This window comes from Frigidibacter albus, from assembly GCF_009908165.1.
Taxonomy (GTDB): Bacteria; Pseudomonadota; Alphaproteobacteria; order Rhodobacterales; family Rhodobacteraceae; genus Frigidibacter; species Frigidibacter albus.
Window position 1 is genome coordinate 89,075 of record NZ_JAAAUC010000007.1, and the last position, 24,056, is coordinate 113,130.

Annotated in this window: 28 protein-coding genes; 12 read left to right on the forward strand and 16 right to left on the reverse strand. The window is 67.8% G+C overall.

From position 1 onward, the window contains the following. Nucleotides 1-53: 53 nt before the first annotated feature. The 6 genes from GVY41_RS12070 to GVY41_RS12095 form a co-directional block, all read right to left on the reverse strand. Entirely contained in the window at nt 54-326 is a 273-nt protein-coding gene (locus GVY41_RS12070; RefSeq protein ID WP_161656899.1) for a putative quinol monooxygenase, read from the reverse strand. Continuing rightward, the gene (locus GVY41_RS12075; RefSeq protein ID WP_161347109.1) at nt 323-1,399 is read right to left on the reverse strand and encodes an ABC transporter ATP-binding protein; all 1,077 of its coding nucleotides are present in this window, start codon (nt 1,397-1,399) and stop codon (nt 323-325) included. The genes GVY41_RS12070 and GVY41_RS12075 overlap by 4 nt, the downstream gene beginning before the upstream one ends. Before the next feature lie 50 nt (nt 1,400-1,449). Then, entirely contained in the window at nt 1,450-2,256 is an 807-nt protein-coding gene (locus GVY41_RS12080) for an ABC transporter permease (protein ID WP_161346928.1), read from the reverse strand. A gap of 46 nt (nt 2,257-2,302) precedes the next feature. Further along, nucleotides 2,303-3,196: an ABC transporter permease gene (locus tag GVY41_RS12085; protein ID WP_161346926.1), complete on the reverse strand. Its 894-nt coding sequence runs from the start codon at nt 3,194-3,196 to the stop codon at nt 2,303-2,305. A gap of 125 nt (nt 3,197-3,321) precedes the next feature. Further along, the gene (locus GVY41_RS12090) at nt 3,322-3,822 is read right to left on the reverse strand and encodes an aldehyde dehydrogenase family protein (RefSeq protein ID WP_161346924.1); all 501 of its coding nucleotides are present in this window, start codon (nt 3,820-3,822) and stop codon (nt 3,322-3,324) included. 5 nt (nt 3,823-3,827) lie between these two features. Further along, nucleotides 3,828-5,237, reverse strand: coding sequence for an aminotransferase-like domain-containing protein (locus GVY41_RS12095; RefSeq protein WP_161346921.1), 1,410 nt, complete (start codon nt 5,235-5,237; stop codon nt 3,828-3,830). Between the two features lie 86 nt (nt 5,238-5,323). On the opposite strand from GVY41_RS12095, the gene GVY41_RS12100 reads away from it, so the two are divergent. Then, complete coding sequence (locus tag GVY41_RS12100; protein WP_161346919.1) at nt 5,324-5,548, forward strand: YjiS-like domain-containing protein; 225 nt, start codon at nt 5,324-5,326, stop codon at nt 5,546-5,548. 108 nt (nt 5,549-5,656) lie between these two features. On the opposite strand, the gene GVY41_RS12105 is transcribed toward GVY41_RS12100, so the two are convergent. Next, nucleotides 5,657-6,301 carry a lytic transglycosylase domain-containing protein gene (locus GVY41_RS12105; protein ID WP_161346917.1) on the reverse strand — a complete coding sequence of 215 codons (645 nt, stop codon included), beginning with the start codon at nt 6,299-6,301 and terminating at the stop codon, nt 5,657-5,659. Nucleotides 6,302-6,522: 221 nt separating this feature from the next. Between GVY41_RS12105 and ssb the strand changes: the two genes are divergently transcribed. After that, nucleotides 6,523-7,062 carry a single-stranded DNA-binding protein gene (gene ssb, locus GVY41_RS12110; RefSeq protein ID WP_161346915.1) on the forward strand — a complete coding sequence of 180 codons (540 nt, stop codon included), beginning with the start codon at nt 6,523-6,525 and terminating at the stop codon, nt 7,060-7,062. Between the two features lie 445 nt (nt 7,063-7,507). Here the strand turns inward: ssb and GVY41_RS12115 are convergent, their stop codons facing one another. The 4 genes from GVY41_RS12115 to GVY41_RS12130 form a co-directional block, all read right to left on the reverse strand. Next, on the reverse strand, nt 7,508-7,948 hold the full coding sequence (locus GVY41_RS12115) for a DsrE family protein (protein ID WP_373283299.1): 441 nt from the start codon (nt 7,946-7,948) through the stop codon (nt 7,508-7,510). A 34-nt stretch (nt 7,949-7,982) separates the two neighbouring features. Continuing rightward, nucleotides 7,983-8,981 carry an SLAC1 anion channel family protein gene (locus tag GVY41_RS12120; protein WP_161346913.1) on the reverse strand — a complete coding sequence of 333 codons (999 nt, stop codon included), beginning with the start codon at nt 8,979-8,981 and terminating at the stop codon, nt 7,983-7,985. Nucleotides 8,982-9,062: 81 nt separating this feature from the next. After that, on the reverse strand, nt 9,063-9,416 hold the full coding sequence (locus GVY41_RS12125) for a DUF5368 domain-containing protein (protein ID WP_161346911.1): 354 nt from the start codon (nt 9,414-9,416) through the stop codon (nt 9,063-9,065). A 12-nt stretch (nt 9,417-9,428) separates the two neighbouring features. After that, nucleotides 9,429-10,748, reverse strand: coding sequence for an NAD(P)/FAD-dependent oxidoreductase (locus GVY41_RS12130; protein ID WP_161346909.1), 1,320 nt, complete (start codon nt 10,746-10,748; stop codon nt 9,429-9,431). Nucleotides 10,749-10,914: 166 nt separating this feature from the next. Here GVY41_RS12130 and GVY41_RS12135 point away from each other — a divergent pair, with 166 nt between their 5' ends. The 3 genes from GVY41_RS12135 to GVY41_RS12145 all read left to right on the forward strand — a co-directional run bounded on the left by GVY41_RS12135 (nt 10,915) and on the right by GVY41_RS12145 (nt 12,144). Then, nucleotides 10,915-11,400: an RrF2 family transcriptional regulator gene (locus GVY41_RS12135; protein WP_161346907.1), complete on the forward strand. Its 486-nt coding sequence runs from the start codon at nt 10,915-10,917 to the stop codon at nt 11,398-11,400. A gap of 112 nt (nt 11,401-11,512) precedes the next feature. Continuing rightward, nucleotides 11,513-11,668, forward strand: a complete 156-nt coding sequence (locus GVY41_RS12140; RefSeq protein WP_161346905.1) for a hypothetical protein — start codon at nt 11,513-11,515, stop codon at nt 11,666-11,668. Nucleotides 11,669-11,727: 59 nt separating this feature from the next. Beyond that, entirely contained in the window at nt 11,728-12,144 is a 417-nt protein-coding gene (locus tag GVY41_RS12145) for a TfoX/Sxy family DNA transformation protein (protein ID WP_161346903.1), read from the forward strand. 13 nt (nt 12,145-12,157) lie between these two features. Here the strand turns inward: GVY41_RS12145 and ndk are convergent, their stop codons facing one another. Then, nucleotides 12,158-12,580, reverse strand: a complete 423-nt coding sequence (gene ndk / locus GVY41_RS12150; RefSeq protein ID WP_161346901.1) for a nucleoside-diphosphate kinase — start codon at nt 12,578-12,580, stop codon at nt 12,158-12,160. A gap of 254 nt (nt 12,581-12,834) precedes the next feature. Between ndk and GVY41_RS12155 the strand changes: the two genes are divergently transcribed. After that, nucleotides 12,835-14,682, forward strand: a complete 1,848-nt coding sequence (locus GVY41_RS12155; RefSeq protein WP_161346899.1) for an ABC-F family ATP-binding cassette domain-containing protein — start codon at nt 12,835-12,837, stop codon at nt 14,680-14,682. Between the two features lie 57 nt (nt 14,683-14,739). Here the strand turns inward: GVY41_RS12155 and GVY41_RS12160 are convergent, their stop codons facing one another. Beyond that, nucleotides 14,740-15,669, reverse strand: coding sequence for an aldo/keto reductase (locus tag GVY41_RS12160; protein WP_229726046.1), 930 nt, complete (start codon nt 15,667-15,669; stop codon nt 14,740-14,742). 123 nt (nt 15,670-15,792) lie between these two features. Between GVY41_RS12160 and GVY41_RS12165 the strand changes: the two genes are divergently transcribed. The 4 genes from GVY41_RS12165 (at nt 15,793) to GVY41_RS12180 (ending at nt 18,477) form a co-directional block, all read left to right on the forward strand. Further along, nucleotides 15,793-16,188 (forward strand): helix-turn-helix domain-containing protein, encoded by a 396-nt coding sequence (locus tag GVY41_RS12165; protein WP_161346896.1) that lies wholly within the window; start codon nt 15,793-15,795, stop codon nt 16,186-16,188. A 307-nt stretch (nt 16,189-16,495) separates the two neighbouring features. After that, a complete protein-coding gene (locus GVY41_RS12170; RefSeq protein WP_161346894.1) occupies nt 16,496-17,146 on the forward strand; it encodes a MarC family protein in 651 nt (216 codons plus the stop codon). 58 nt (nt 17,147-17,204) lie between these two features. Continuing rightward, a complete protein-coding gene (locus tag GVY41_RS12175; RefSeq protein WP_161346892.1) occupies nt 17,205-17,786 on the forward strand; it encodes a retropepsin-like aspartic protease family protein in 582 nt (193 codons plus the stop codon). A gap of 7 nt (nt 17,787-17,793) precedes the next feature. Next, entirely contained in the window at nt 17,794-18,477 is a 684-nt protein-coding gene (locus GVY41_RS12180; RefSeq protein ID WP_161346890.1) for a M48 family metallopeptidase, read from the forward strand. A gap of 74 nt (nt 18,478-18,551) precedes the next feature. Here the strand turns inward: GVY41_RS12180 and GVY41_RS12185 are convergent, their stop codons facing one another. From GVY41_RS12185 to GVY41_RS12195, 3 genes are all read right to left on the reverse strand, one after another. Next, the gene (locus GVY41_RS12185) at nt 18,552-19,094 is read right to left on the reverse strand and encodes an RSP_2648 family PIN domain-containing protein (protein WP_161346888.1); all 543 of its coding nucleotides are present in this window, start codon (nt 19,092-19,094) and stop codon (nt 18,552-18,554) included. Then, entirely contained in the window at nt 19,094-20,320 is a 1,227-nt protein-coding gene (locus GVY41_RS12190) for an RSP_2647 family RNA methyltransferase (protein WP_161346886.1), read from the reverse strand. Before GVY41_RS12190 ends, GVY41_RS12185 begins: the two co-directional genes overlap by 1 nt. A 76-nt stretch (nt 20,321-20,396) precedes the next feature. Next, a complete protein-coding gene (locus tag GVY41_RS12195) occupies nt 20,397-21,068 on the reverse strand; it encodes a DUF6778 family protein (RefSeq protein ID WP_161346884.1) in 672 nt (223 codons plus the stop codon). A 367-nt stretch (nt 21,069-21,435) separates the two neighbouring features. Here GVY41_RS12195 and edd point away from each other — a divergent pair, with 367 nt between their 5' ends. Then, nucleotides 21,436-23,241 carry a phosphogluconate dehydratase gene (gene edd / locus GVY41_RS12200; protein ID WP_161346882.1) on the forward strand — a complete coding sequence of 602 codons (1,806 nt, stop codon included), beginning with the start codon at nt 21,436-21,438 and terminating at the stop codon, nt 23,239-23,241. Between the two features lie 54 nt (nt 23,242-23,295). Then, nucleotides 23,296-23,952 carry a bifunctional 4-hydroxy-2-oxoglutarate aldolase/2-dehydro-3-deoxy-phosphogluconate aldolase gene (gene eda, locus GVY41_RS12205; RefSeq protein WP_161346880.1) on the forward strand — a complete coding sequence of 219 codons (657 nt, stop codon included), beginning with the start codon at nt 23,296-23,298 and terminating at the stop codon, nt 23,950-23,952. Nucleotides 23,953-24,056: the final 104 nt, after the last annotated feature.

Here is a 24,056-nt window from a genome sequence, read left to right on the forward strand (position 1 = left end):
GCGCGTCTCCCCGGGCAGCCGAGTTGTCGGGCCGCCCTTGGGGAATGTCCAGCCTAGCCGCTGCGCTGGAACTCGCGCTGTATCCCGTTGGTCGCACGGAACCAGTCCGAGCCGCGGGTGCGGGCCTGATGCGCGTCAAAGGCCGCAGCATCGGTGAAGGTTTCGGCCACGCGCCAGACCAGTGGGTCTTCGGTCTGCTCAACGTGAAATGTGAGGCAGCCGGGCTCCTCCAGCGTCAGCCGCACATGCTCGGGCAGATAGCGCAGCACCGTCGCCAGCTCCGCCTCATCCTTGCAGCGCAGCCAGCCTGTCAACCGGACCGTCACCGGAACAGCACCAGCGCCCCCGCGCTCCAGGCCACGCGGGTGCGGGTGCCGATGTCGAGCACCGGGCGCCCGAAGACGTTGCGCATGGAAATCCGCACCGGGCTGTCGACCCCGTCGAGCCGGACGTCGTAATAGGTCATGTCGCCGTAATAGACGACCTCCTCGATGGTGCCGGGGGTCTCGCGTTCGGTGGTGGTCTGGCCTTCGTAGAGCATCGTCAGCGTCTCGGGCCGGAAGCCGACGCTGATCTCGCCGCCGGTGACGGCGCCGGGGGCTTGCGTCGCGTCGATCTCGGTCTGGCCAAGGCCCTGCACGTCGATGGCGATGCGGCCCGCGGCCTCGGTCAGCACCTTCGCGGGAAGGAAGTTCATCACCCCGATGAAGTTCGCCACCTGGCGGGAGTTCGGGCGGCGATACAGCGTCTCCGGGTCGGCCAATTGCGCGATCTGCCCCTCGAACATCACCGCGATGCGGTCCGACATCACCAGCGCCTCTTCCTGGTCATGGGTGACCAGAATGAAGGTGATGCCCACCTGCCGCTGCAGGCGGATCAGCTCCACCTGCATCTGCTCGCGCATCTTCTTGTCGAGCGCCGACAGCGGCTCATCCAGCAGCAGCACCTTGGGTTTCAGGATCAGCGCCCGCGCCAGCGCCACCCGCTGCCGCTGCCCGCCGGACAGGGCATGGGCGGCGCGCTTGCCAAAGCCCTTCAGCCCCACCATCTCCAGCGCCTCTTCGACCCGGCGTGCCTTTTCGGCGGGCGTGCCGCCCTCGCGGCGCAGGCCGAAGCCGACATTCTGCTCTACCGTCAGATGCGGGAAGATCGCGTAGGACTGGAACACCATGTTGGTCGGCCGCACGTTCGCCGGCACATCCACCATATGCTTGCCGTCGATCAGCACCGCGCCCGAGGAGATATCCTCGAACCCCGCAATCGTGCGCAGCAGCGTGGTCTTGCCGCAGCCCGACGGCCCCAGCAGCGAGAAGAACTCGCCGGCCTTGATGGTGGCGTTGATCCCGCGCAGCGCGTGGTAATCGCCGTAGTATTTATGCACGTCCCGGAACTCGATCATCGTCGGGCGCGAGGCGATGGGCGCAGGGGCAGCAGCTTGGGGGACGTTGTTCACAGGAAGCCTCCGGTATCCTTGGCGCCGGTCTTCTTCAGCCCGCGGCGGCGGAAATATTCAGCGATGGTCAGCAGCAGCACCGACAGCGCGACAAGAATGGTGCCAAGCGCCATGATCGCCGGGATCTGCTTGGGGAAGCGCAGCTGCGAATAGATATAGACCGGCAGCGTGGGTTCGGATCCGGCAAGGAAGAACGCGATGATGAATTCATCAAGCGAGATGGTGAACGAGATCAGCAGCGACGAAATGATCCCCGGCATCACCAGCGGCAGCGTGATCAGCCGGAAGGTCGACAGCTTGCTTTCGCCCAGATCATAGGCCGCTTCCTCCAGCGACTTGTCGAGGCTCTGGAACGCCGCCGACAGGATGGCGATTGCGAAGGGCGTGCAGATCAGCGTATGGCCCAGGATCACCGTCCAGATCGCCAGGTTCACCCCGATCCCCAGCAGCACCATCAAGAGCGACATCGCCACGATAACCTCGGGCAGCACCAGCGGCAGCATGATCAGGCCCATCAGCCCGCCCTTGCCCGGAAACTCGTAGCGGGTGGAGGCGCGGGCGGCGAAGATCCCCAGCGAAGTCGCCAGCACCGAGGACGACACCGCGATGATCAGCGAGTTCTTCAGCGCCAGATGCAGCGTCGGCAGATCGGCCAGCGCCGCGAACCATTCGGTGGTGAAGCCGCGCAGCGGGAAAGAGATGATGGTGGCATCGTTGAAGGCGAAGATCGGCAGCAGCGCGATCGGCGCATAGAGGAACACCAGATAGAGGATGGCATAGAGGCGAAGACCCTGACCCTTCATCCGCGGCTCTCCTTCCGGCGCATGGCTCGGCCCATCGGGGCGCCCCTCATTTCTTCACCCGCAGGAACCGGGCGTTCAGCAGCACGAAGGCCAGCGCCACCACCGTCACGATCAGCATCGCCGACACCGCCAGCGCCGAGCCAAGCGGCCGGTTGTCCTGATCGAGCATCTGGCTCTGGATCAGGTTGGCGATCATCGGGATCTTGCCGCCGCCGATCAGCTGCGGGGTGACATAGTCGCCGATGGTCGGGATCAGCACGATCAGCACCGCCGCCACCACGCCCGGCATCGCCAGCGGCAGCGTCACCCGCCAGAAGGTCATCAGCCGCGATTCGCCCAGGTCCTGCCCGGCCTCCAGCAGAGATCGGTCGATCTTCTCCAGCGCCACGAAGATCGGCAGGATTGCGAAGGGTGCATAGGCATGGGCCAGCGTCAGCACGATGGAATTGACGTTGTAGAGGATGAAGGTCAGCGGCTCGTCGATCAGCCCCAGCGAGGTCAGGCCCGAGTTGATCACGCCGTTATAGCCAAGGATCACCTTCCACAGGAACACCCGGATCAGGTAGCTGGTCCAGAACGGGATGGTGATCAGGAACAGCCACAGCGCCTTGCGGCCCGGGGCGACGTGGAAGGAGACGTAATAGGCCACCGGAAAGGCCAGGATCACCGTCACCGCAGTAACCATCATCGACACGCTCAGCGAGCGCATCATCACCGCCCGGTAGATCGGCTGGGTCCAGGTGGTGATGTAATTCTCGAAGGTGAACTCCCAGACGATCCTGGTCACCGTGTCGCCATCGGTCAGAAAGGAATAGACAAGGATCGTCGCCAGCGGCGCGACCAGCAGCAGCAGCGCGTAAAGCGCGGTGGGGCTGATCAGCGTCAACCCGGCAAAAGCCTCGCTCCGCCGGAAGCGGTGCCACCGTGATTTCTCTTCCATGCCGCCCCGGTCCCCCGCGCCCGCCTGCCGCGCCGTATCGGGTTCAGTTTGCACAGGATCGGGCGCGTGAAAAGGCCCCAATCGCCGGGACTTGGCCTCGCGGCGCATGATGCTTTGGCAGACGCCTAGGTTTTGGGCTTTGCCAGGGGACTCATTTGCTGGGCCGGGGCGCTTGCCGTCTGCGCCAAGTCGGCGGCATGGCCGTTCAGCAGGTTCAGCACCCCCGGCGGCAGCCCGGCGCTGCGCAACGCCTCGATCAGCCCCAGCATCGCCCGCGGCGTCGCGCGCGGGCTCACCAGCACCAGCACCCGGCCCGAGGCCAGCAGCACGCCCAGCTTTGCAGGCTGAGGCAGGGTGAAGCGCAGCAGCGGCGCAGTAGCAGGGAACGCCGGTGTCTCGGCCACCGCCAGCCCCGCCTCTGCCAGCAGCCCCGCGCGGATGCCCGGCGGCAGCGCATGCCATTCCGGCGCCGCAGCGTCGGCCACCGCCAGCGCCCGCGCCAGATCCTCGGGCCCCGCCAGCACCCGGCGCCCGCGCCGCCCGCCGGCCATGCGCTGCGACAGCGGCGCGCGCCAGGCGCCGCCCACGAAATGCGTCAGCCGCCGTTCGGAAAGATCCCCGTCCATCCCCGTCAGACCGGCAGGTCGCCGGGCGGCCGCGCCAGCAGACGCGCCAGCGTCGCCAGCGCCGCGGCATAGCGCTCTTCACTCACCCCCGCCGCGACCGCGATCCGCACCGCATTGGGCGCGTGGCCATCTTGCAGCGCATATTCATCGGCAGAGCGGATCAGCACCCCCGCCCCCTCGGCCTCGCGCGCAAAGGTCGAGGCGCGCCAGCCGATCGGCAGCCGCAGCCACAAGAAGGACAGCCCCGGCTGCCAGGACAGGTCATAGCGGCCAAGCGCGTTCACCGCCGTGGTCAGCCGCCGCGCATAGACGGCATTCACCCGGTCACGCAGTTCTGCCGCCCGGCCTGACACCAGCAGGTCGGTCACGATATCGGTCAGCGGGCGCGCAAGGCCGAAGAAGCTGTGCTGCGCCGTCAGCCGCCCCGCCTCGCCCATGCCGCGCGGGGTGACGATGAAGCCCATGCGCAGTCCGGCTGAAACGGATTTCGACAGGCTGGTCACATGCCACACCCGTTCCGGCGCCAGCGCGCGCAAGGAAGGCTCGGCGCCGCCCGGCACCGAATAGCAATCATCCTCGATGATCTGCAGGTCATGGGCGCGGGCGACGGCCACGATCTCCTCGCGCCGGGCCAGCGGCATCCGCACCGTGGTTGGGTTCTGCGCCTCGGGCGTCAGGAACAGGATCCGCCCGCCATGGCGGCGGCAGGCCGCGTCCAGCGCATCGGCGCGCATGCCGTGCTCGTCCATCGCCACCGGCACCATCTCGGCCCGGTTCAGCCGCGCGGCATGGCGAAAGCCCGGATAGGCCAGTTCCTCGGCAAACACGATGGGCCGGTCGCCGCGCAGGCAGCATTGCAGCACCAGGTTCATCGCCGATTGTCCGCCATGTGCGGGTACAATCTCATCGGCATCGAAGGCGCCAAGCACCCTTCCCTGCAGCCACGCCGCCAGCGCCTCGCGCAGCGGCTTGTCCCGCCGGAGCGAGGGATATTCCAGCCAATCCGACCCGATCTGCGTGGACACCCGCACCATCGCCTCGGCCAGCGCCGCGCTTTGGCCGACGTCGGGCAGTTGCGGCGAGCGCAGGTCCACCGGCCCCCGGCCCTGCGCGTCGGGCTCGGGGCGTTCGATATGCAGCGGCTGGCTCGGCCCCAGCCGGGGCGCGCGGGCGGCGACGAAGGTGCCGCGCCCCACCGCCGCCTCCAGCAGTCCCTCATCGGTGCCGATGGTATAGGCGCGGGCCACAGTGCCGGGGGTCACGCCGATCCGCCAGGCCAGTTCGCGCACCGGCGGCAGCTTGACGCCTTCATTAAGCCGGCCCTCGCGCACCGCGTCGCGCAGCGCATGGGCGAGCGCGAGATATTTTGGACCGGCGAATTGTGCCAGATCGGGACACCAAGTTGTATCAGTCACAATGTTTCTCTGGAAGGTGCGTCTGCGGCTTTGTATTCACATGCCTACCAAACACCGATCATTGTATCAACACAAAAGGCCATCCGATGTCGTCCCTGCTGCTCAACGCCTCGCAATCCGCCTCCAATGGCGTGACGCTGCCGCGCCGCGCCGGGATCCTGCGTCAGGCCACCCGTGCCATTTCCACCTATACGACCCGCCGCGCCACCCGCCGGGCGCTGGCGCGTCTCGATAGCCATCTGCTGCGCGATGTCGGGCTTGAACCGCAGCACGCGCGGCAAGAGGTCGCCAAGCCGTTCTGGCTGAGCTGACCCACCGAGTTTGGGTTCCGCCAACCCCTGACGGATACCCTCTTCCTGGCCGGGCCAAGTGCCCGGCCATTTTTTTGCCCGGCCATATTTTCCGGCCGCCAGAAGCGATCAGCTGCCCAGGATGACCTTCACGTAATTGGTGGTCTCGGCATAGGGCGGGATGCCGCCGTGCTTCTGCACCGCTTCCGGCCCGGCATTGTAGGCGGCCAGCGCCAGCCGCCAGTTGCCGAAACGGTCATACATCATCCGCAGATATTTCGCCCCGCCTTCGAGGTTCTGTGCCGGATCGGCCGAATCCACTCCCAGCAGGGCGGCGGTGCCGGGCATCAGCTGCGCCAGCCCGGCTGCGCCCTTGGGCGAGACCGCGCCGTGGTTCCAGCCGGACTCCTGCTGCACGAGGCGCAAGAACAGGTCTTCGGGAATGCCGTGGCGCCGGGCGGCGGCCTTCGCCACCTCCAGATACTCGCCCTTGTACTTGCCGGTATAGCGCGGCACCGCGCCGGTCACGCTGCGGCTCGCGGCATCGAAATTCGGCTGGTAGCGCACCGAGTTCTCATATTGCTGCGCGCCGCGGGTATCGAGCAGGCGGGTCTGGTTCTGGAACAGGATCGCGCGGTTCTTGGCGGATCCTGATGCAGACAGCCCCTCGGCAAAGGCCGGCCCGGCGATCAACAAGGCCACCAGCGCAAGGCCAACCGGCAAGGATACTGACGAAGACACGGACCGGGGCGCACCGGCTCCAACTCGCACCATGGCTCTCGTCACGTTTCGCCCACCCGTTTTGCCCCTGGTCCCGGGGGCGGACTATAGCGGTTTTTCTCGTCTACGCGAGTCTTCAGGCGTGGTGCCCGCGGCGCGGGGGAGAATTAGGCTTTCCTTAACCCTGATCGGATGGTCTAACCGGAAGCCAATTTTCGGGATTCGCGGGGCCGCCCCACGGGCGCGCACCGGCACAAGCTCAGGGGAGGCACGCAATGGCGGGCTCGGTCAACAAGGTCATTCTGGTCGGCAATCTGGGGCGCGACCCCGAGGTGCGCAACTTCCCCAATGGCGGCAAGGTCTGCAACCTGCGCATCGCCACCTCGGAAACCTGGCGCGACAAGCAAAGCGGCGAGCGGAAAGAGCGCACCGAATGGCATTCGGTGGCGATCTTCAACGAGAACCTCGCCAAGATCGCCGAGCAATACCTGCGCAAGGGCTCGACCGTGTACATCGAGGGCCAGCTGGAAACCCGCAAATGGCAGGACCAGTCGGGGGCCGACAAATACACGACGGAAATCGTGCTGCGCCAGTTCCGCGGCGAGCTGACCCTGCTCGGCGGCCGCGGCGATGCCTCGGGCGGCGGCGGCGGTGGCTCCAGCGACCGCGATGAGGGCTATGGCGGCGGCGAGAGCTATGGCGGCGGGTCGTCGGGCGGCTATGGCGGCGGTTCGGGCGGCTCCTCGGGCAGCCGGTCGGGCGGCGGCGGTGGCGGCGCTGCGCGGCAGGATCTGGACGACGACATTCCGTTCTGAGGAGCGAAAGCGGCCGAGTCAGCTTCGGCTTGATACGGCCCTCCGTATGAAGACCTTGACGGCCTGCTGCGCAGGCAGATGCGGGCGTTAGTCAGTCAGCTCGCGCCGCTTGCCTTGGCGAAGGCCATCGCCTTCGCCACTTCCCGCCATATCAACCCACCCGGACGGGCCCCCAAAGGGCCCGGCCAGCGCCCGCCCCGCCCCTGGCGGGCGCTTCTCGCCCGCCAGGTCGGGCGCTGTCCTCACACAGTCTCTTGCTGCCGATGGCTCCGGGGGACAGGTCCCGCACGGGCGGGGCGAGGCAGTGCCTCGCCTTTTCCCGCCCGAACTGCGCGATCCGAATTACGCGACTGGCTCGAAGCTGCCATTCCGCGCCAATCCCCCCACACATGCCAAGGGCCGCGCGGCACAGCCGGCGGCCCCCATCCTCGCGCTGATCCCCGGATCAGAAGCTCATCACCTGCGTATCTTCCGCAACGATCGCCGCGCCCATCGCATCGGGGGCCGCAGCGGTCACGCCGTCCATCAGCACCGAGGCATCGGCCCCCTTGCCCGGCAGGTAGATCGCACAGACCTCGACCTGCACGCCGTTCTTCTCCATCAGCATCTTCATCAGCCCCTGCGGGCTTGCGCCCTTCGGCGGCTGGCCGGCGGTGGCGGTGTCCGGCGCCTCTTTCAACGCGATATCGCCAGCCGGACCGCAGAGCAGGATCCGCGCCTCGGCCCCCGCGGCGACGGCATTCATCGTCAGCACCATCGCCATCAGCTGGGTCTGCGGCTCGGGCGCGGTCAGGATGGTGATCAGCTTTTGCGCCTCGTCGGCGGCGGCAGGCTGGGCGATCATCAGTGCGGCAATCGCGGCGGGCAGAAAGCGGGTAAGGGTCATTGGGTCGTCCTTTTCAGGTGAGGGAAAAACAGGGTCATTCGGGCCGGCAGATCTCGCCCCGGGCGATGGCCAGCGCGGTGCGCCCGACCAGCCCGGCGATCACCACGGCCAGCAGCGCCAGCAGCGCAAAGCCGATGCGCTGATGCGCCGCCGAGCCTGCCGCGGCGCCATGGGCAAAGCTGGCAATGGTCAGCGCCGCCAGCGGGAAGGACAGCGCCCAGAACGACATCGCAAAGGGCAGCCGCAGGATGCGCGGCGCCTGCAGCGCGACGATGGCGGCAAAGACGTAGCCAAGGCTCAGCAGGATATGGCCGAACGCATCCACGCCCGTGGCAGGCGCCATCAACCGCAGCCAGGCGACATAGGCCACCGCCGGCGGCGCGATCAGGATCACCAGCGTCGGCTGCAGCCGCCCCGGCAGCGGGTCGTGGAACACCAGCCGGTTGAACACCAGCGTCAGCAGCACCAGCCAGAACAAAAGCCCGCCCGAGAAGAACAACCACGAGAGGTCCATGTATCCCAGCGGCGCCCCCGCCACCGGCACGATCACATTGCCCACCGCCGGAATGAACCAGGCCGGGCTCAGATGCCCGTGCTGGAAGGCCCGGGTGCCGATCCAGCCCGAAATCACCGCCAGCGTCAGCGCACCCTGCAGCAGCGTCCCCAAAGCCCAGACCCCTAGCGCCAGCCGCCGCCAGTCCCCCAGCAAGGCCGTGGCCAGCAGCAGCATCGACACCGACACGGTGGGAAAGAAGGCCAGCCGCACCGGATGCTGCCACTCCGCCCGCACCGCCGCCGGATGGCGCAGCGCCTTGGCGGCATAGAGCGCGATCAGCGAGGCGAACACCGCCACCGTCACCGCCAGCAGCAGATGCGACAGGCCGGGGCCACGGCCAAGCGCCCGCTCTGCCGCGTGAACCGCCAGCGTGAAGCCGCCAAGGCCCATGGTCGTGGCAAAGAAGGTGATCGGGAAATGCTCCAGCCTTGCGTGTGGCACGGCGGGGGCAGAGGCGGTGGGACTGGACGAGATCATCGGGACAACTCCGGCAAAGGGGGGCCAGCGCGCGGCGACAGCTGCGCGGGCAAGGGCAGGTTTCGGTCGCCCGGACCTGCGTCAGCCGCGCTGCGGCCCGCCGATCAGCGCCTGCGCGACATAGGCAAAGATCGTCAGCCCGACCGCGCCCGCCGCGCCGATGCCGATCAGCACGATCACGTCGATCGGGCCGCCGATGTCGCGGAAGCCCGAGGAGGTCATCGCCTGCACGAACCAGATCGCGGCAAAGGCGCCGATGGGGGCCAGCAGTTCGGCCCGCACCAGGCGGCGGCTGACAAGGTTGCGGTCGCGGATCAGCACAAAGACGAAGGCGGCCGTCCCCAGTGCCGCCGCCACGACCATCGCCCAGAACAGGCCAAAGCCGAAGATTTCCTCGAACACGGCCAGAAGCGTCTCGAATGTCAGGTCTTTCATTCCCGTCTCTCCTCAGGCCAAGCCACGCAGCATGGCGTTATAGGTGGGTTTCAGCGCGATTTCCTTCATCAGCCAGGAGATCCACAACTCCTCCAGCGGCGCGATCACGCCGGGGAAAGACGGGGTCAGGTTGTCGTTGTAATCGAACTCCACCAGCATCGCCTTGCCGATCCGGGTGATCAGCGGGCACGAGGTATAGCCGTTGTAAATCTGCGTGCCCTCGCGGCCCTCGATCTGCGCGACCAGATGATCCTCGACCACCGGCACCATCCATTTGACGCTGGCCGCGGTCTTGCCCTTGGGCACGCCGCAGATGTCGCCAAGCCCGAACACCTCGGGGAAGCGGGCATGGCGCAGGGTGCCCTTGTCCACCTCGATCCAGCCCTGATCGGTCCATTTGTCCGCCCAGGACAGGCCGGAGGCCCGCACCACATCGGGCGCCCGCATCGGCGGGATCACGTTGATGAAGTCATAGCCCTCTTCCCTGGTGCCCTCGGGCGTCTGGAAGGTGGCGATGCGTTTGCCCGGGTCCAGCGCGATCAGGACATGCTCGAACGCGGTCTGGATATCCCGCTCGCCAAACAGCATCCGCACCTTTTCCGACACGATCGGGACTGAGAAGAAGGCCTTGTTATGGGCGAAATACTTGATTTCCACCTTGTCACGGGTGCCTTTGCGCACCGCATAGTCATCGGTGATGAAGGTGTATTTCAGCGGCGCGCCGGCGCATTTCATCTCGGTCGCGGGGCGCGAGAACAGGCCGACGCCGCCCTCCGAGGTGAATGTGTCCATCGCCTCCCAGGTCTTGGCCGCATAGTCCGGCCCGGCATAGACTGACCCGATCCCGTTGCTGCCGATCAGGTCCAGCGACATGCCGGGAATTGAATCGTAGTCCAGCGTCAGCCCGGTCGCCACCACCAGGAAGTCATAGGCCAGCACCGTGCCGCCGGTCGAGGTGACGGTTCGCGCCACCGGGTCGATCTCGGCCGCGGCCTCCTCGATCAGGGTCACGCCCTGTGGCAGCCAGTCCTTCGTGGCCGACACCGAATAGCCCGCCGGCTTCAGCCCCGCCGCGATCAGCGTGAAGCCCGGTTGATAAAGGTGCTGCTTGCGCGCATCCAGCAGCGTGATCTCGGCCCCCTCCAGCCGGTCCACCAGCCGGTTTGCCAGCGCCGTGCCGGCGGCCCCCGCGCCCAGAATAATGATCCTGGCCGCGGTCTTCACCCGCGCTGCCTGCACCGGGGCAGAGCCCAAGGCCAGCAGCGCCGCGGATCCGCCCGCAAGCCCCAAAAATCCCCGGCGGGACGAAACCACCCCGTCAAATCCGTTCATCAAAGCCGTCTCCCTGCTACACATGCAAAAGCTAGCATGTATTTGCGGGGAGCTACTTGATGCAGATCAAAACATACATCCCGAATATGTGATCTGCGTCAATTCGCCGGGTGCAGGACGCGCCTAAGGTCATCTACAACCGCAGCCCCTCCGAGGACATTCCGCAATGAGATTGACCATCCGCACCAACCTCGCCATGCGCGCGCTGATGTTCTGTGCGGTGAACGAGGGGCGCTATGTCCGCAAGCACGAGATTGCCAGCGCCTGCAACGCCTCGGAAAACCATCTGGCGCAGGTGGTGAACACGCTGGCGCAACTGGGCTTCGTCGACACGCAGCGCGGCCGCGCCGGGGGTCTGCGCCTTGCGCGGACGATGGACACCATCACCGTCGGCCAGGTCTGCCGCGCGTTCGAGACCGGGGTGCCCTTCACGGAATGTTTCGATCCCGAAGTGAACACCTGCCCGCTGGCCGCCTGCTGCCGCCTGCGCAAAGGCCTCGTCGATGCGCTGGAGGCCTTCTATTCCTCGCTCGACAGGCTCAGCCTCGCCGATCTGGTCGAGGATAACGTGCCTCTCGAACATCTGCTGTTCCTGGTCACCCCGCGGCGGGCGCCCGCCTGCACCCCGGTGCTGGCCGCGCAGACCCATTGACGCAGCCATGATCCCGTCATATCTGCGCCTCGCTTCAGACAGGCACGCTTGTCACGCTGGGGCAGAGGCAGCAGAAAGACCCCGAATCATCGGGGCAACAGGATCAACGCGCATGACCATTTCCCAGATGTCTTCCAGCAGCGCCCCGGCGCAGCAACAGGGCGCAGAGCCCACCCCGAAGCCCGAGGCCAAGCGCGAGGCCAATGCCCCGCAGCAGATGCAGGCCGCGGCGCCCGCCCCGCGCTTCACCGACTGGGCCTCGATCTGATCGCTTGACGCCGCCTCGGGCGCCGCGGCAGCATCGCCGCAAGCCTGAGGAGCGTTGCGATGCCAGCCGAGCCCAAGCCCGCTGTGCCCAAAACCAGCCGGCCCCGCGCCGCAAGCCCCGCCGAACGGCTGAGCCCGCACGGCGCGCGCCCCGTCTCCGCCATCCCCAACCTCGGCCCCGCGGCCGAGGCCGATTTCGCCCGCATCGGCATCACCTCCGCCGAGGCGCTGATCGCCCTTGGCGCCGATGCCGCCTATGCGCGGCTGCTGGCGGGCGGCACCCGCCCGCATTTCATCATGTATTACGCGCTGGTCATGGGGCTGCAGGGACGCCCCTGGAACGATTGCCGCGGGACCGAGAAGGACGCTCTGCGCGCCCGCTTCGACAAGATCAAAGCCGCGGCCGCTCCAAACGACAAAGGCCGCTCCCAACTGGAAGCGGCCCTCGATGCGCTTGGGGTGCGGTCAGCGCGCTGACCGACTGTGCGGCTTAGCCGACCAGCTCAAGACCCGAGAAGAAATACGCGATCTCTTCGGCAGCCGTTTCCGGCGCGTCCGAGCCGTGGACCGAGTTCTCGCCGACCGACAGCGCGAATTCCTTGCGGATCGTGCCATCCTCGGCATTGGCCGGGTTGGTCGCGCCCATCACTTCACGGTTCTTGGCAATGGCGCCCTCGCCTTCCAGAACCTGCACGACGACCGGTTCCGACGCCATGAACTCGGTCAACTCGCCGAAGAAGGGCCGGTCCTTGTGGACCTCGTAGAATTTCTGCGCCTGCGCCAGGCTCAGGAAGATCCGCTTCTGCGCGATGATGCGCAGACCGGCTTCCTCGAATTTCGCGTTGATCTTGCCGGTCAGGTTGCGCCGGGTCGCGTCGGGCTTGATGATCGAAAGGGTGCGTTCGATGGCCATGTGCCTTGCCTTTTTCCGTTCGGCTGCGAGCCCCTGCCCGCAGCGGTCATTGCCCGCGCCTGCTACCACGCCCGCCCCGCGTTGAAAACCCGCCTTTCCGGCAGGCCCGCCCTGCGCCCCTCCCCCCTTCTTGCTGGTCCAAGTATCCCGGGGGGTCCGGGGGGCTGGCCCCCCGGCCTCGGCCAGGCAAACAACCGCAACCATGCTGCCAAGCAGCAATTGACCTTCGCGCGCGCCTCAGGCAGGGAGACGCCATGCTCAAGATATCCGACATCACCTATTCCGTGGAAGGCCGCCCGCTGTTCGAAGGCGGCACGGCCACGATTCCCACCGGCCACAAGGTCGGCCTCGTCGGGCGCAACGGCGCCGGCAAGACCACGCTGTTCCGCCTGATCCGGGGCGAGCTGGCGCTGGAGGGGGGCACCATCACCCTGCCCAACCGCGCCCGCATCGGCGGCGTCGCGCAGGAAGTCCCCTCCTCCGGCACCTCGCTGATCGACACGGTGCTCGCCGCCGATGTCGAACGCGCGAGCCTGATGGCCGAGGCCGACACCGCCACCGACGCCCACCGCATCGCCGAGATCCAGACCCGCCTTACCGATATCGACGCCTGGTCCGCCGAGGGCCGCGCCTCTGCCATCCTCAAGGGCCTCGGCTTCGATGCCGAAGCGCAGCTGCGCCCCTGTTCCGACTATTCGGGCGGCTGGCGGATGCGGGTGGCACTGGCCGGCGTTCTCTTCGCGCAGCCCGACTATCTGCTGCTGGACGAGCCGACCAACTATCTCGACCTTGAAGGCGCGCTCTGGCTCGAAGCCTATCTGGCGAAATACCCCCATACAGTCCTCATCATCAGCCATGACCGTGGCCTGCTGAACCGCGCCGTCGGCGCCATCCTGCATCTCGACAACCGCAAGCTGACGCTCTGGACCGGCAATTACGACACCTTCGCCAAGAACCGCGCCGCCTCGCTCGCCGTGCAGGCCGCCGAGGCGCGCAAGCAGGACGCCCGCCGCCAGCACCTGCAGGCCTTCGTCGACCGCTTCAAGGCCAAGGCCAGCAAGGCCAAGCAGGCGCAAAGCCGCGTCAAGATGCTGGAAAAGATGACGACGATCACGGCCCCCGAAGAGGCCGCCAAGCACGTCTTCACCTTCCCCGCGCCCGAAGAGCTGCCGCCGCCGATCATCAACATGGAAGATGCCTCGGTGGGCTATGGCGGCCCGCCCGTGCTGCGCAACCTGTCGCTGCGCATCGACCAGGATGACCGCATCGCGCTTCTGGGCCGCAATGGCGAGGGCAAGTCGACGCTGTCCAAGCTGCTCGCCGGCAAGCTGACCGCCAGCACCGGCAAGGTCACCCGCTCGAACAAGCTGCGCATCGGCTATTTCGCCCAGCATCAGGTCGATGAGCTGCATCTGGAGGAAACACCGCTCCAGCACATCATGCGCATCCGCCCGGCGGAAGGCCAGCCGCGCCTGCGCGCCCGCCTCGCCGGCTTCGGCCTGGGCGCCGATCAGGCCGAAACGCCGGTGGCCCGCCTCTCGGGCGGCCAGAAGGCCCGCCTGTCGCTGCTGCTCGCCACCATCGAGGCGCCGCACCTCCTGATCCTCGACGAGCCCACCAACCACCTCGACATCGAATCGCGCGAGGCGCTGGTCGAGGCGCTGACCGACTATTCCGGCGCCGTGATCCTCGTCAGCCACGACATGCACCTCCTCAGCCTCGTCGCCGACCGGCTCTGGCTGGTCAAGGGCGGCGCCGTGGCCCCCTATGAGGATGACCTCGAGGCCTACCGCGCCCTCTTGCTGCAATCCGACGACCCCAAACCCGAAAAGCCGAAGGCCGAGAAGAAACGCGCCAGCCGCGACGAGATCCTGGCGCTGAAGGCCGAGTTGCGCAAATGCGAGGAGCGCCTCGCCAAGATCAACGAGATGCGCGACCGGCTGGCGAAAAAGCTGGCCGACCCCGAGCTCTACGAGAAGGGCCGCGGCGGCGAGGTCGAGACCTGGCAGAAGAAATATTCCGAAGTCATGGACGGCCTCGACCGCGCCGAGGCGATGTGGATGAAGGCCCAGGAACGGCTGGAGGCTGCCGAGGCGGCGTGAGGGGGACGGGCGGCCAGCGGCCTGTGCCGCCACCCGCGCCACCTGCGGCCAGATCGTCTAGACGTTGATCCCCTCGACTGCGGCAGCGAGAGGCGCGAGGGCTTCCATTTCCGGCACGGTCAGGATCATGGACGCCGCCGCGACGTTTTCCTGCAGACGGCTGCGCTTCCGCGTTCCCGGGATCGGCACCGTTTTGACCTTGAGCTTGCGGCTTTGCGCATAGAGCCAGGCAAGCGCGATCTGCGCTGCCGAAACGCCGCGCGCCGACGCGATGTCCTCGATCCTTGCGACCAGCCGCATGTTCGCCGCCCGGTTCTCGGCGGAAAACCGCGGGAACTGCTGGCGCGCATCGGTATCGGCCAAGGATGTTGCAAAAGCTTGGCTGGTCAGCATCCCGCGCCCAAGCGGGGAGTAGGGCACCACCGTCACCCCGAGTTCGGCCGCGGCCGGGACCACGTCCCGTTCGATATCGCGGGTGAAGATCGACCATTCCGACTGCAGGGCCGCGATGGGATGAATAGCATGGGCCGCGCGCAGCTCGGGCGCGCTGACAGCGGACAAGCCGAGCCACTTCACCTTTCCCGCATCGACCAGTTCGGCCATTGCGCCGACCGACTCCTCCAGCGGAACGCTGTCGATCCGGCGATGCATGTAATAGAGGTCGATCACCTCGACCCCGAGCCGCTGGAGCGACCTGTCAACGGCCGCCCGGATGAAGTCCGGACGATTGTCGATGCTCCAGTCGTCGGGGCTTTCCGGCGTGCGACGATAGCCGAATTTCGTAGCGATGATGACGCGCTCGCGGTTGGCCGCGACGAAGGGGGCCAGGAACTCCTCGTTGGCACCGACGCCGTACATGTCGGCGGTATCAAACATGCTGATCCCGAGCTCTATCGCCCGCTCCAGCGTCAAACGCGACTCGGCTTGGTCGGTCTCTCCGTAGAATTCGCTCATGCCCATGCAACCAAGGCCCTGAACGCCGATCATGGGGCCATCCTGGCCAAGTTGAACCTGAGGCATGGACGTGTTTTCGCTTGTCATGTTGGGTCTCCACATTTCGACAAGCCCTGTCTATAAGCGTGGAGTGCGCTCCATGGTCAATGGTTTAGAATGCTCATCTCGGAATTTGCAAGAAAGGCGGGGCTCCCCGTCGATACGATCCGGTTCTATATCGCCAAGGGTCTGCTGAAGCCTGACCGCGCCCTCAAGGGCGGCTCAAATCCGTATCAGCTGTTCAAGCCCGAGGATGTGACCGCCGCTCGGATGATCAAGCTTCAGCAGAAGCTCGGCTACACGCTTGGAGAAATCCTTGCTCTCAACGAGGAATACCGCGCAGGAGAGCACTCCTCGGAACGCACCATCGAAGTCATCCAGTTGCAGATCGAAAGACTCCAGCACCGCAAGGAGGCGATGGATGCCGCTCTGGCCTTTCTTCTCGGCAAGCTCGACTGGATAAGGTCCGGCAAGCCGGGCCCCGCGCCGCGCCTGGAAGACTACGAGCGCTGAACCAGCCTTCCCGCAATCCCGCCGGGGATTGCCGAACAGCGACCCGCGCGCACCGGGCTTGTTGCCTCATGGTGCGATGACCGCTTTTGGCAGCGCCCAGCTGCCGGTCTCGCAACCTGCGGCGGGCGTCCGGCGTCTCCGCGATCCTGACTTTTTTGCTATACATATGACATCCATATAGCTTCTGTATGGTTTCCACATACGAGTTTTTGGCAAATCCAACGGCTTCTGCCGCACTCCGGACACCCTACCTCCCTCCCCCACAACCCCGCTTGCACCCCGCCCGCCGCCGCCGCACACTCCCCCCATGGCCGACCTCTCGCTCTACATCACCGCCTTCGTCACCCTGTTCATCGTGGTCGATCCCATCGGCCTCGCCCCCCTGTTCATCGCCCTGACCCAAGGCATGAACCCCCGCCAGCGCCGCGCCGTCGGCCTGCGCGCCTGCGGTGTCGCGGCCGTGCTGCTCACCCTTTTCGGCCTGCTCGGTGAACAGCTTCTGGGCGGCATCGGCATCTCCATGCCCGCCTTCCGCATCGCCGGGGGCCTGCTCCTCTTCCTCACCGCGCTCGACATGCTCTTCGAACGCCGCACCCAAAGGCGAGAGGGGCAATCGGCAGAATCCGCGGCAGATCAAGCAGATGACCCCTCGATCTTCCCGCTGGCGACCCCGCTGATCGCCGGCCCCGGCGCCATGGCGACGATGATCCTGCTGGTCGGCAGCCCCGGCGCCGGCTGGGGCCATGTCGCCGCCATCCATGGGGTGATGCTCTCGGTGCTCGCCTGCGTGATGGCCCTGTTCCTCATCGCCGGCCCCATCGAGCGCGCGCTTGGCCGCACCGGCACGCTGGTCGTCACCCGGCTGCTGGGGATGCTGCTCGCCGCCCTCGCCGTGCAATTCGTGCTCGACGGAATGCGCGGCGCCGGGATGATCGGCATGATCCCCACAGGACGGTGACCTTTCGGCCCCTGACATTTGCCCCCCGGCACCCTACATTCCACCGGGGAGGCGCGCGATGACCGGCGACGATTATGCAAGGCTGATCTACCTGGGGCTGCTGGCGCTGGTCGTCGGCGGATCGGTGTTCCTCGCCGCCCGCCGCAACGGCGCCCGCATGGCCAGCCAGGCCGCGATCTGGGTGCTGATCTTCCTCGGCGTCATCGCCGCGCGCGGCCTGTGGAACGACATCAGCCATGAGGTGATCCCCCGCCAATCCGCCTTCGAGGAAGGCGCCCGCGTCCAGGTGCCGGTCAGCCGCGATGGCCATTACCACCTGACGCTGGAGTTGAACGCAAAGCCGGTGCGCTTCGTCGTCGACACCGGTGCGACCGACATGGTGCTCAGCCGGGCCGACGCCGCCCGCATCGGCATCAACCCCGAAACGCTGGCCTATGTCGGCTCGGCGATGACCGCCAATGGCCGCGTCGCCACCGCGCCGATCCGCATCGACAGCGTGGTCCTGGGCGGGGTCGAGGACCGCAATGTCCGCGCCACCGTTACCGATGGCGGGCTGGAGGAATCGCTTCTGGGCATGGGCTATCTCTCGCGCTTCTCCAGCATCGAGATCCGCCGCGACACGCTGGTCCTGACAAGGTGAACCGCCCATGCTGAAATTCCTGCCGATCCTCTTGATGCTCGGCTATGGCCTGCTGATGTGGCAGTTCTCCTCGTGGAAACTGCGCAAGGAGCTGGACCAGAAATCCGCCCGCCTCGTCGATCCCACCCTGCGCCCGGTGCTGGACAGGTTGGCGGCAGCGGCGGGGGTACAGTCGATCCCGGTGCAGATCTACGAGATGGAGGCGGTGAACGGCCTCGCCGCCCCCGACGGCCGCATCTTCCTGACCCGCGGTTTCTACCAGAAATTCCGCGAGGGCGCAGTCAGCGCCGATGAACTGGCTTCTGTGGTGGCGCATGAGCTTGGCCATGTGGCGCTTGGCCATTCCCGCCGGCGGATGATCGACTTCACCGGGCAGAACGCGGTGCGGATGCTGCTGATGGCCGTCATCGGCCGCGTCATCCCCGGCCTCGGCGCCGTCATCGCCAATTTCGTTGCCGGCCTGCTCGCCGCCCGCCTGTCGCGCGGCGATGAGTATGAGGCGGATGCCTGGGCCTCGGCGCTGCTGGTCAAGGCCGGCATCGGCACCGCCCCGCAAAAGACCCTTTTCACCAAGCTGAACGCCCTCACCGGCAACCGCGGCAGCGCCCCCGCCTGGCTGCTGAGCCACCCGGCGACAGCCGACCGCATCGCCGCCATCGAGGCAAACGAGGCCCGCTGGGGCCTGCGCTGATCCCTCTTCCCATTCTTGCTGGTCCAAGTATCCCGGGGGGAGTCTCCGCCAGGAGACGGGGGGCAGCGCCCCCCTTAGCCCGCCAACGCCTTGCCCAGCCTCGGCAATCGCGCCCGCTTCATCAGCGCCCGCAGCGGCTGCGGCTCCGCCGAGAGCCGCTCCGCCTCAGCCCGCACCGCCTCGACCACAGCGGCAACCGCGGCAGGATGCGCCCGCCACAGGTCCAGCAAAAACTCATCGGGATGCACGGCGCGGAGGCCCTTCGGCGCCAGCGCCCAGCTTGGAAAGTCGCGCAAATTCAAGGTGATGATCGCATCGGCATCCGCCGCAATCGCGGCCGCCAGAACATGCCGGTCATCCGCATCGGGCAGGTCCAGCGCTAGGTCCGCGCCCGGGGCAAACTCCACGCTCGCCCCCGGAAACCGCAGCGCCGCCGCCACCGCCTCGCCGCGCGCCACGACCTCCTGCCCCGGCCCCAGCCGGGCCGCCGCCCGCGCCCATTCCTCCAGCAGCCGCGGCGACCAGAGCGGGGTGTAAAGCCCCCGCCCCGCCAGCCCCAGCATCACCTCGCGCAGCACGGTCGGGTAAAGGACGCAGGCGTCCAGAACCGCCCGCATCAGCCATCCAGCCGGAAGAACACCGTCTTGAGGTAGCCAGACTCCGCCAGCTGCGGCAGCACCGGATGATCCGGCCCGGCCGACCCGGTATAGAGGATCTGGCTGCGCCGTCCGCCCCGCCCGATGCCGCGGGCGCTGGCGTTGCGGAAGCTGGCGAGGTCGGCGGCATGCGAACAAGAGCAGAGGCACAGATAGCCGCCGGGCGCCACCAGCGCCGCGGCCTTCATCGCCACTCGCTCATAGGCGCGAAGGCCCGCCTCCAGTGCCGGTTTCGCGGGCGCAAAGGCCGGCGGATCGCAGACGACGAGGTCGAAGACCTCGCCCTCGGCCGCCAGCGCGTCCATCACCTCGAAGGCATCGCCCTGCCGCGTGGCGAAGCGATCTGCCATCCCGCCCGCCTCGGCGCCCTTCTCGGCCAGCGCCAAGGCCGGGACCGAGCCATCAACCGCCAGCGCAGAAGCAGCGCCACCCGCCAGCGCCGCAAGGGCAAAGCCGCCGACATGGGCGAAGACGTCCAGAACCCTCGCATCCTTGGCAAGCAAGGCGGCAAAGGCATGGTTCGGGCGCTGGTCGAAGAACAGGCCGGTCTTCTGCCCGCCCAGAACGTCCGCCATATAGGTCGCGCCATTCATCCGCACCGGCACCGGGCCCTCCACCGCGCCCTGCAGCAGCAGCGTCTCCTCCGGCAGCCCTTCCAGGGTACGCGAGCGTCCCTGGCCGTTCTTGACGATGGCGGTCACCCCCGTCACCTCGGCCAGCGCAGCCGCGATCTCGGGCAGCAGCGCCTCGGCCCAGGCCGCATTGGGCTGGATCACCGCGACATCGCCGAAGCGGTCGATCACCACGCCGGGCAACCCGTCCGCCTCGGCATGGACCAGCCGGTAGAACGGCTCGGGATACAGCCGCGCCCGCAGCGCCAGCGCGCGGGTCAGCCGCGCCGCGATCCAGGCGCGGTCGATCACCGCCTCGGGGTCGCGGTCCAGCATCCGGGCGATGATCTTGGAATTGCCATTGACGGTGACGGTGCCCATGGCGCGCCGCTCGCTGTCTTCCAGCCGGGCGATGGTGCCGGGGGCGAGTCCTTGCGTGCGTCGGTCGGTCACCAGCTCGTCGGCATAGATCCAGGGAAAGCCGTGGCGGATCGCCCGGGCCTCGGCCTTGGGGCGCAGGCGCACGGTGGGACGGGAGGCAGGATCGAGGGCGGAGGGGGTGAGGGGATCGGTCATCCCCTTCCTCTAGTCGTTTCTGGCGCGCCGCGGAAGGGGGTCCGAGGCGGGAGGCCCCCGGATCCCCTTCGCAGGCTCAGTTCTGCAGCATCACATCCGCCGGGCGCAGCGGGGCCTGCGAGACCAGCGCCGGGGCGCCGCTTCCCACCGGAGCCGACAGCTCGCGCAGGATCACCGATTTCAGCTGCTCGCTGATCAGCACCTTGTCGGTCAGCCCGCGGGCCTCGGCTTCAAAGGCGCGCTTGCCGCCCCAGGCCTTGAAATCGGCATTCACCATCCGCGGCCCGTCCAGCACCGCGCCGGTCTGCGCATCGCGCACCGTCAGCACGAAGCGGATCGCATGCACCCCGCCGGTGGTGAACTTCGCCTTCTCGGTCAGCGAGTGGAAGCGGCGTAGATCGACCTCGACCACCACCGCCGGGCCGACGCGCATGGTGCGCGTGCCCTCGGTCAGCGCCGCGGTCATCAGCGCCTCGACCTGCGCATGACGGTCGCCGCGCGGATCGCCGCGCCAGACGATGTCGGCGATGGGGTAGAACATATTGGCCTCGGACACCTTCAGCGTCCGCGGCACCGTCACCCGCACCGCCTGCACGGTGTAGAGCGGCTGCGCGATCACCAGGCTGCGCGCCGGCTCGGCCGGGCCCGCCAGCGGCGTCGCGGCACTGCGCGAGGAAACATCGCTGCCGACACAGGCACTCAAGGCCAGCGCGGCGGCAAGGGCAACAAGGCTCGGAAACTTGGTCATCTCACTCACTCCGAAACGCGGCGGCCTGTCTGCTCGGTTCTTGTCCCGCCGGTGAGGGAAATTTGCCCTTGAATTGCGGCGGAACTTGGGAAAATCTGGTGCATCTGCGTGATTGATCACAGTGCGGCAACAGTGTCGCAGCCGCGATGCAAGTGCCGACAACGCTTGCGAAGAACCGCCTGCCGCCCTCCCGCGCTTGCACTGTTAGCGCTAGCGGTGTATCCCCGGGCCGTGGCCCGCGTTAGGCTGGGCCCAGCCCCCGAATGCTGCCGGCACCGCAGGCGCGCCCTGCGCCGCCCGCCGCCTGCGCACCGGCCACACAGGACCGCAACGCCCCGCCCGCAACAGCCAGGACGCCAGACCCACCATGCCGCTGAACCCCGCCATTGCCGCCGTCACCGACCGTATCCGCGCCCGCTCGGCGACCAGCCGCGCCGCCTATCTGGACCGGATCGCCCGCGCGGCCGAGGCGGGACCGGCCCGCGCGCATCTCGCCTGCGGCAACCAGGCCCATGCCTATGCCGCGATGGCCGAGGACAAGGACGCACTGGCCGCCGGCCGCGCCCCCAATATCGGCGTCGTCACCGCCTATAATGACATGCTCTCGGCCCATCAGCCCTATGAGCGCTACCCCGAGGTGATCCGCGCCGCCGCCCGCGCCGTCGGCGCCACCGCCCAGGTGGCGGGCGGCGTGCCCGCGATGTGCGATGGCGTGACCCAAGGCCAGACCGGGATGGAGCTGTCGCTGTTCTCGCGCGACGTCATCGCGCTGGCCGCCGGGGTGGCGCTCTCGCACAACACCTATGACGCCGCGATCTACCTGGGCGTCTGCGACAAGATCGTCCCCGGCCTGATCATCGCCGCCGCCACCTTCGGCCATGTCCCGGCGGTGTTCCTGCCGGCGGGGCCGATGACCTCGGGCCTTCCCAATGACGAGAAGTCCAAGATCCGCCAGCAATTCGCCACCGGCGAGATCGGCCGCGAAGAGCTGATGAAGGCCGAGATGGCCTCCTATCACGGGCCGGGCACCTGCACCTTCTACGGCACCGCCAATACCAACCAGATGCTGATGGAATTCATGGGGCTGCACCTGCCCGGCTCCAGCTTCGTCAACCCCAACACGCCGCTGCGCGAGGCGCTGACCGTCGCCGGCGTCGAACGTGCCGCCGCCATCACCGCCCTTGGCAACGACTTCCGCCCCGCAGGCCATGTGCTGGACGAGAAGGCCTTCGTGAACGGCCTTGTCGGGCTGATGGCGACGGGCGGGTCCACCAACCTGGTGCTGCACCTGCCGGCGATGGCGCGCGCGGCGGGGATCGTGCTGGACCTAGAGGATTTCGCGGCCATTTCCGATGTGGTGCCGCTGATGGCCAAGGTCTATCCCAATGGCCTCGCCGACGTGAACCACTTCCACGCCGCGGGCGGGCTTGGATTCATGATCGGCGAGTTGCTGAGCGCTGGCCTCTTGCATGATGACGTGGTCACCATCGCTGGCGACGGCCTTTCCCGCTATGCCGCCGAGCCCAAGCTGAAGGACGGCGCCCTGGTCTGGGAAGACGGCCCGGCCACCACGCTGAACGACAGGATCCTGCGGCCCGTCGCCGCAGCCTTCCAGCCGACCGGCGGGCTCAAGCAGCTGGCCGGCAACCTCGGCCGCGGGGTGATGAAAGCCTCGGCCGTAGCCCCGGAACGGCTGGTGATCGAGGCCCCGGCCCGGATCTTCGAGGATCAGGAACAGGTCAAGGCCGCCTTCCGCGCCGGCGAGTTCACCTCCGACACCGTGGTCGTCGTGCGCTTCCAGGGCCCGCAGGCCAATGGGATGCCGGAACTGCACTCGCTGACCCCTGTACTGGCGGTGCTCCAGGATCGCGGGCTGCGGGTGGCGCTGGTCACCGACGGGCGCATGTCGGGCGCCAGCGGCAAGGTGCCCTCGGCAATCCATGTCTCGCCCGAGGCGGCGGTGGGCGGCCCCCTCGCCCGGTTGCAGGACGGCGATGTACTGCGCGTCGATGCGGTGGCCGGCACACTGTCGGTGATCGGCGTCGATCTTGAGGCGCGCCCCGTCTTTGCCCCAGACCTCACCGCCAACCGCAGCGGCATCGGGCGTGAGCTGTTCGAGGCCTTCCGCCGCAACGTGGGCGCCGCCACCGATGGCGCCGCCGTGGTGGTGTAGGCCCGCCGCAGCGACTACCCTGATCCCAACGCCGACTGACCCTAGGAACCGACCATGACCCCTTCCGACAACAACACCGCCGACCGCAGCACCCGCGCCCGCGAGATCTGCCTGCTGGCCCCGGTGATCCCGGTGCTGGTGATCGACGACCTGGCCCATGCCGTGCCGCTGGCGCGCGCCCTGATCGCCGGCGGCCTGCCGGCGCTGGAGGTGACGCTGCGCACCCCGCAGGCGCTGGACGCGATCCGCGCCATGGCCGAGGTGCCGGGCGGCGTCGTCGGCGCCGGCACCCTGCTGACCCCCGCCGATGTCCGCGCCGCCAAGGCCGCCGGCGCGCAGTTCGGCGTCTCGCCCGGCGCCACCGACCGGCTGATCGCGGCCTGCGAGGATGAGGGCCTGCCGCTGCTGCCGGGCGCCGCCACCGCGACCGAGGTGATGGCGCTGCTGGAATGGGGCTTCACTGTGCAGAAGTTCTTCCCCGCCGAAGCCTCGGGCGGTGCCCCGGCCCTCAAGGCCATTGGCGCCCCGATCCCGCAGGTCAGCTTCTGCCCCACCGGCGGCGTCAGCCTGGCCAATGCCGGCGATTACCTGAGCCTTCCGAACGTGCTCTGCGCCGGCGGCAGCTGGGTCGCGCCCAAGGCGGCGCTGATGGCGGGCGACTGGGACAAGGTCGAAGCGCTGGCCCGCGAAGCTGCGGCCCTGCCGCGCTGACCGAAGCCGGGGGGCCTTCTGCCCCGCCCCGATGACGGAAGCCGGGGGGCCTTCTGCCCCCCGGACCCCCCGAGGATATTTGCAAAAGGCAAAGCAGCAACTTG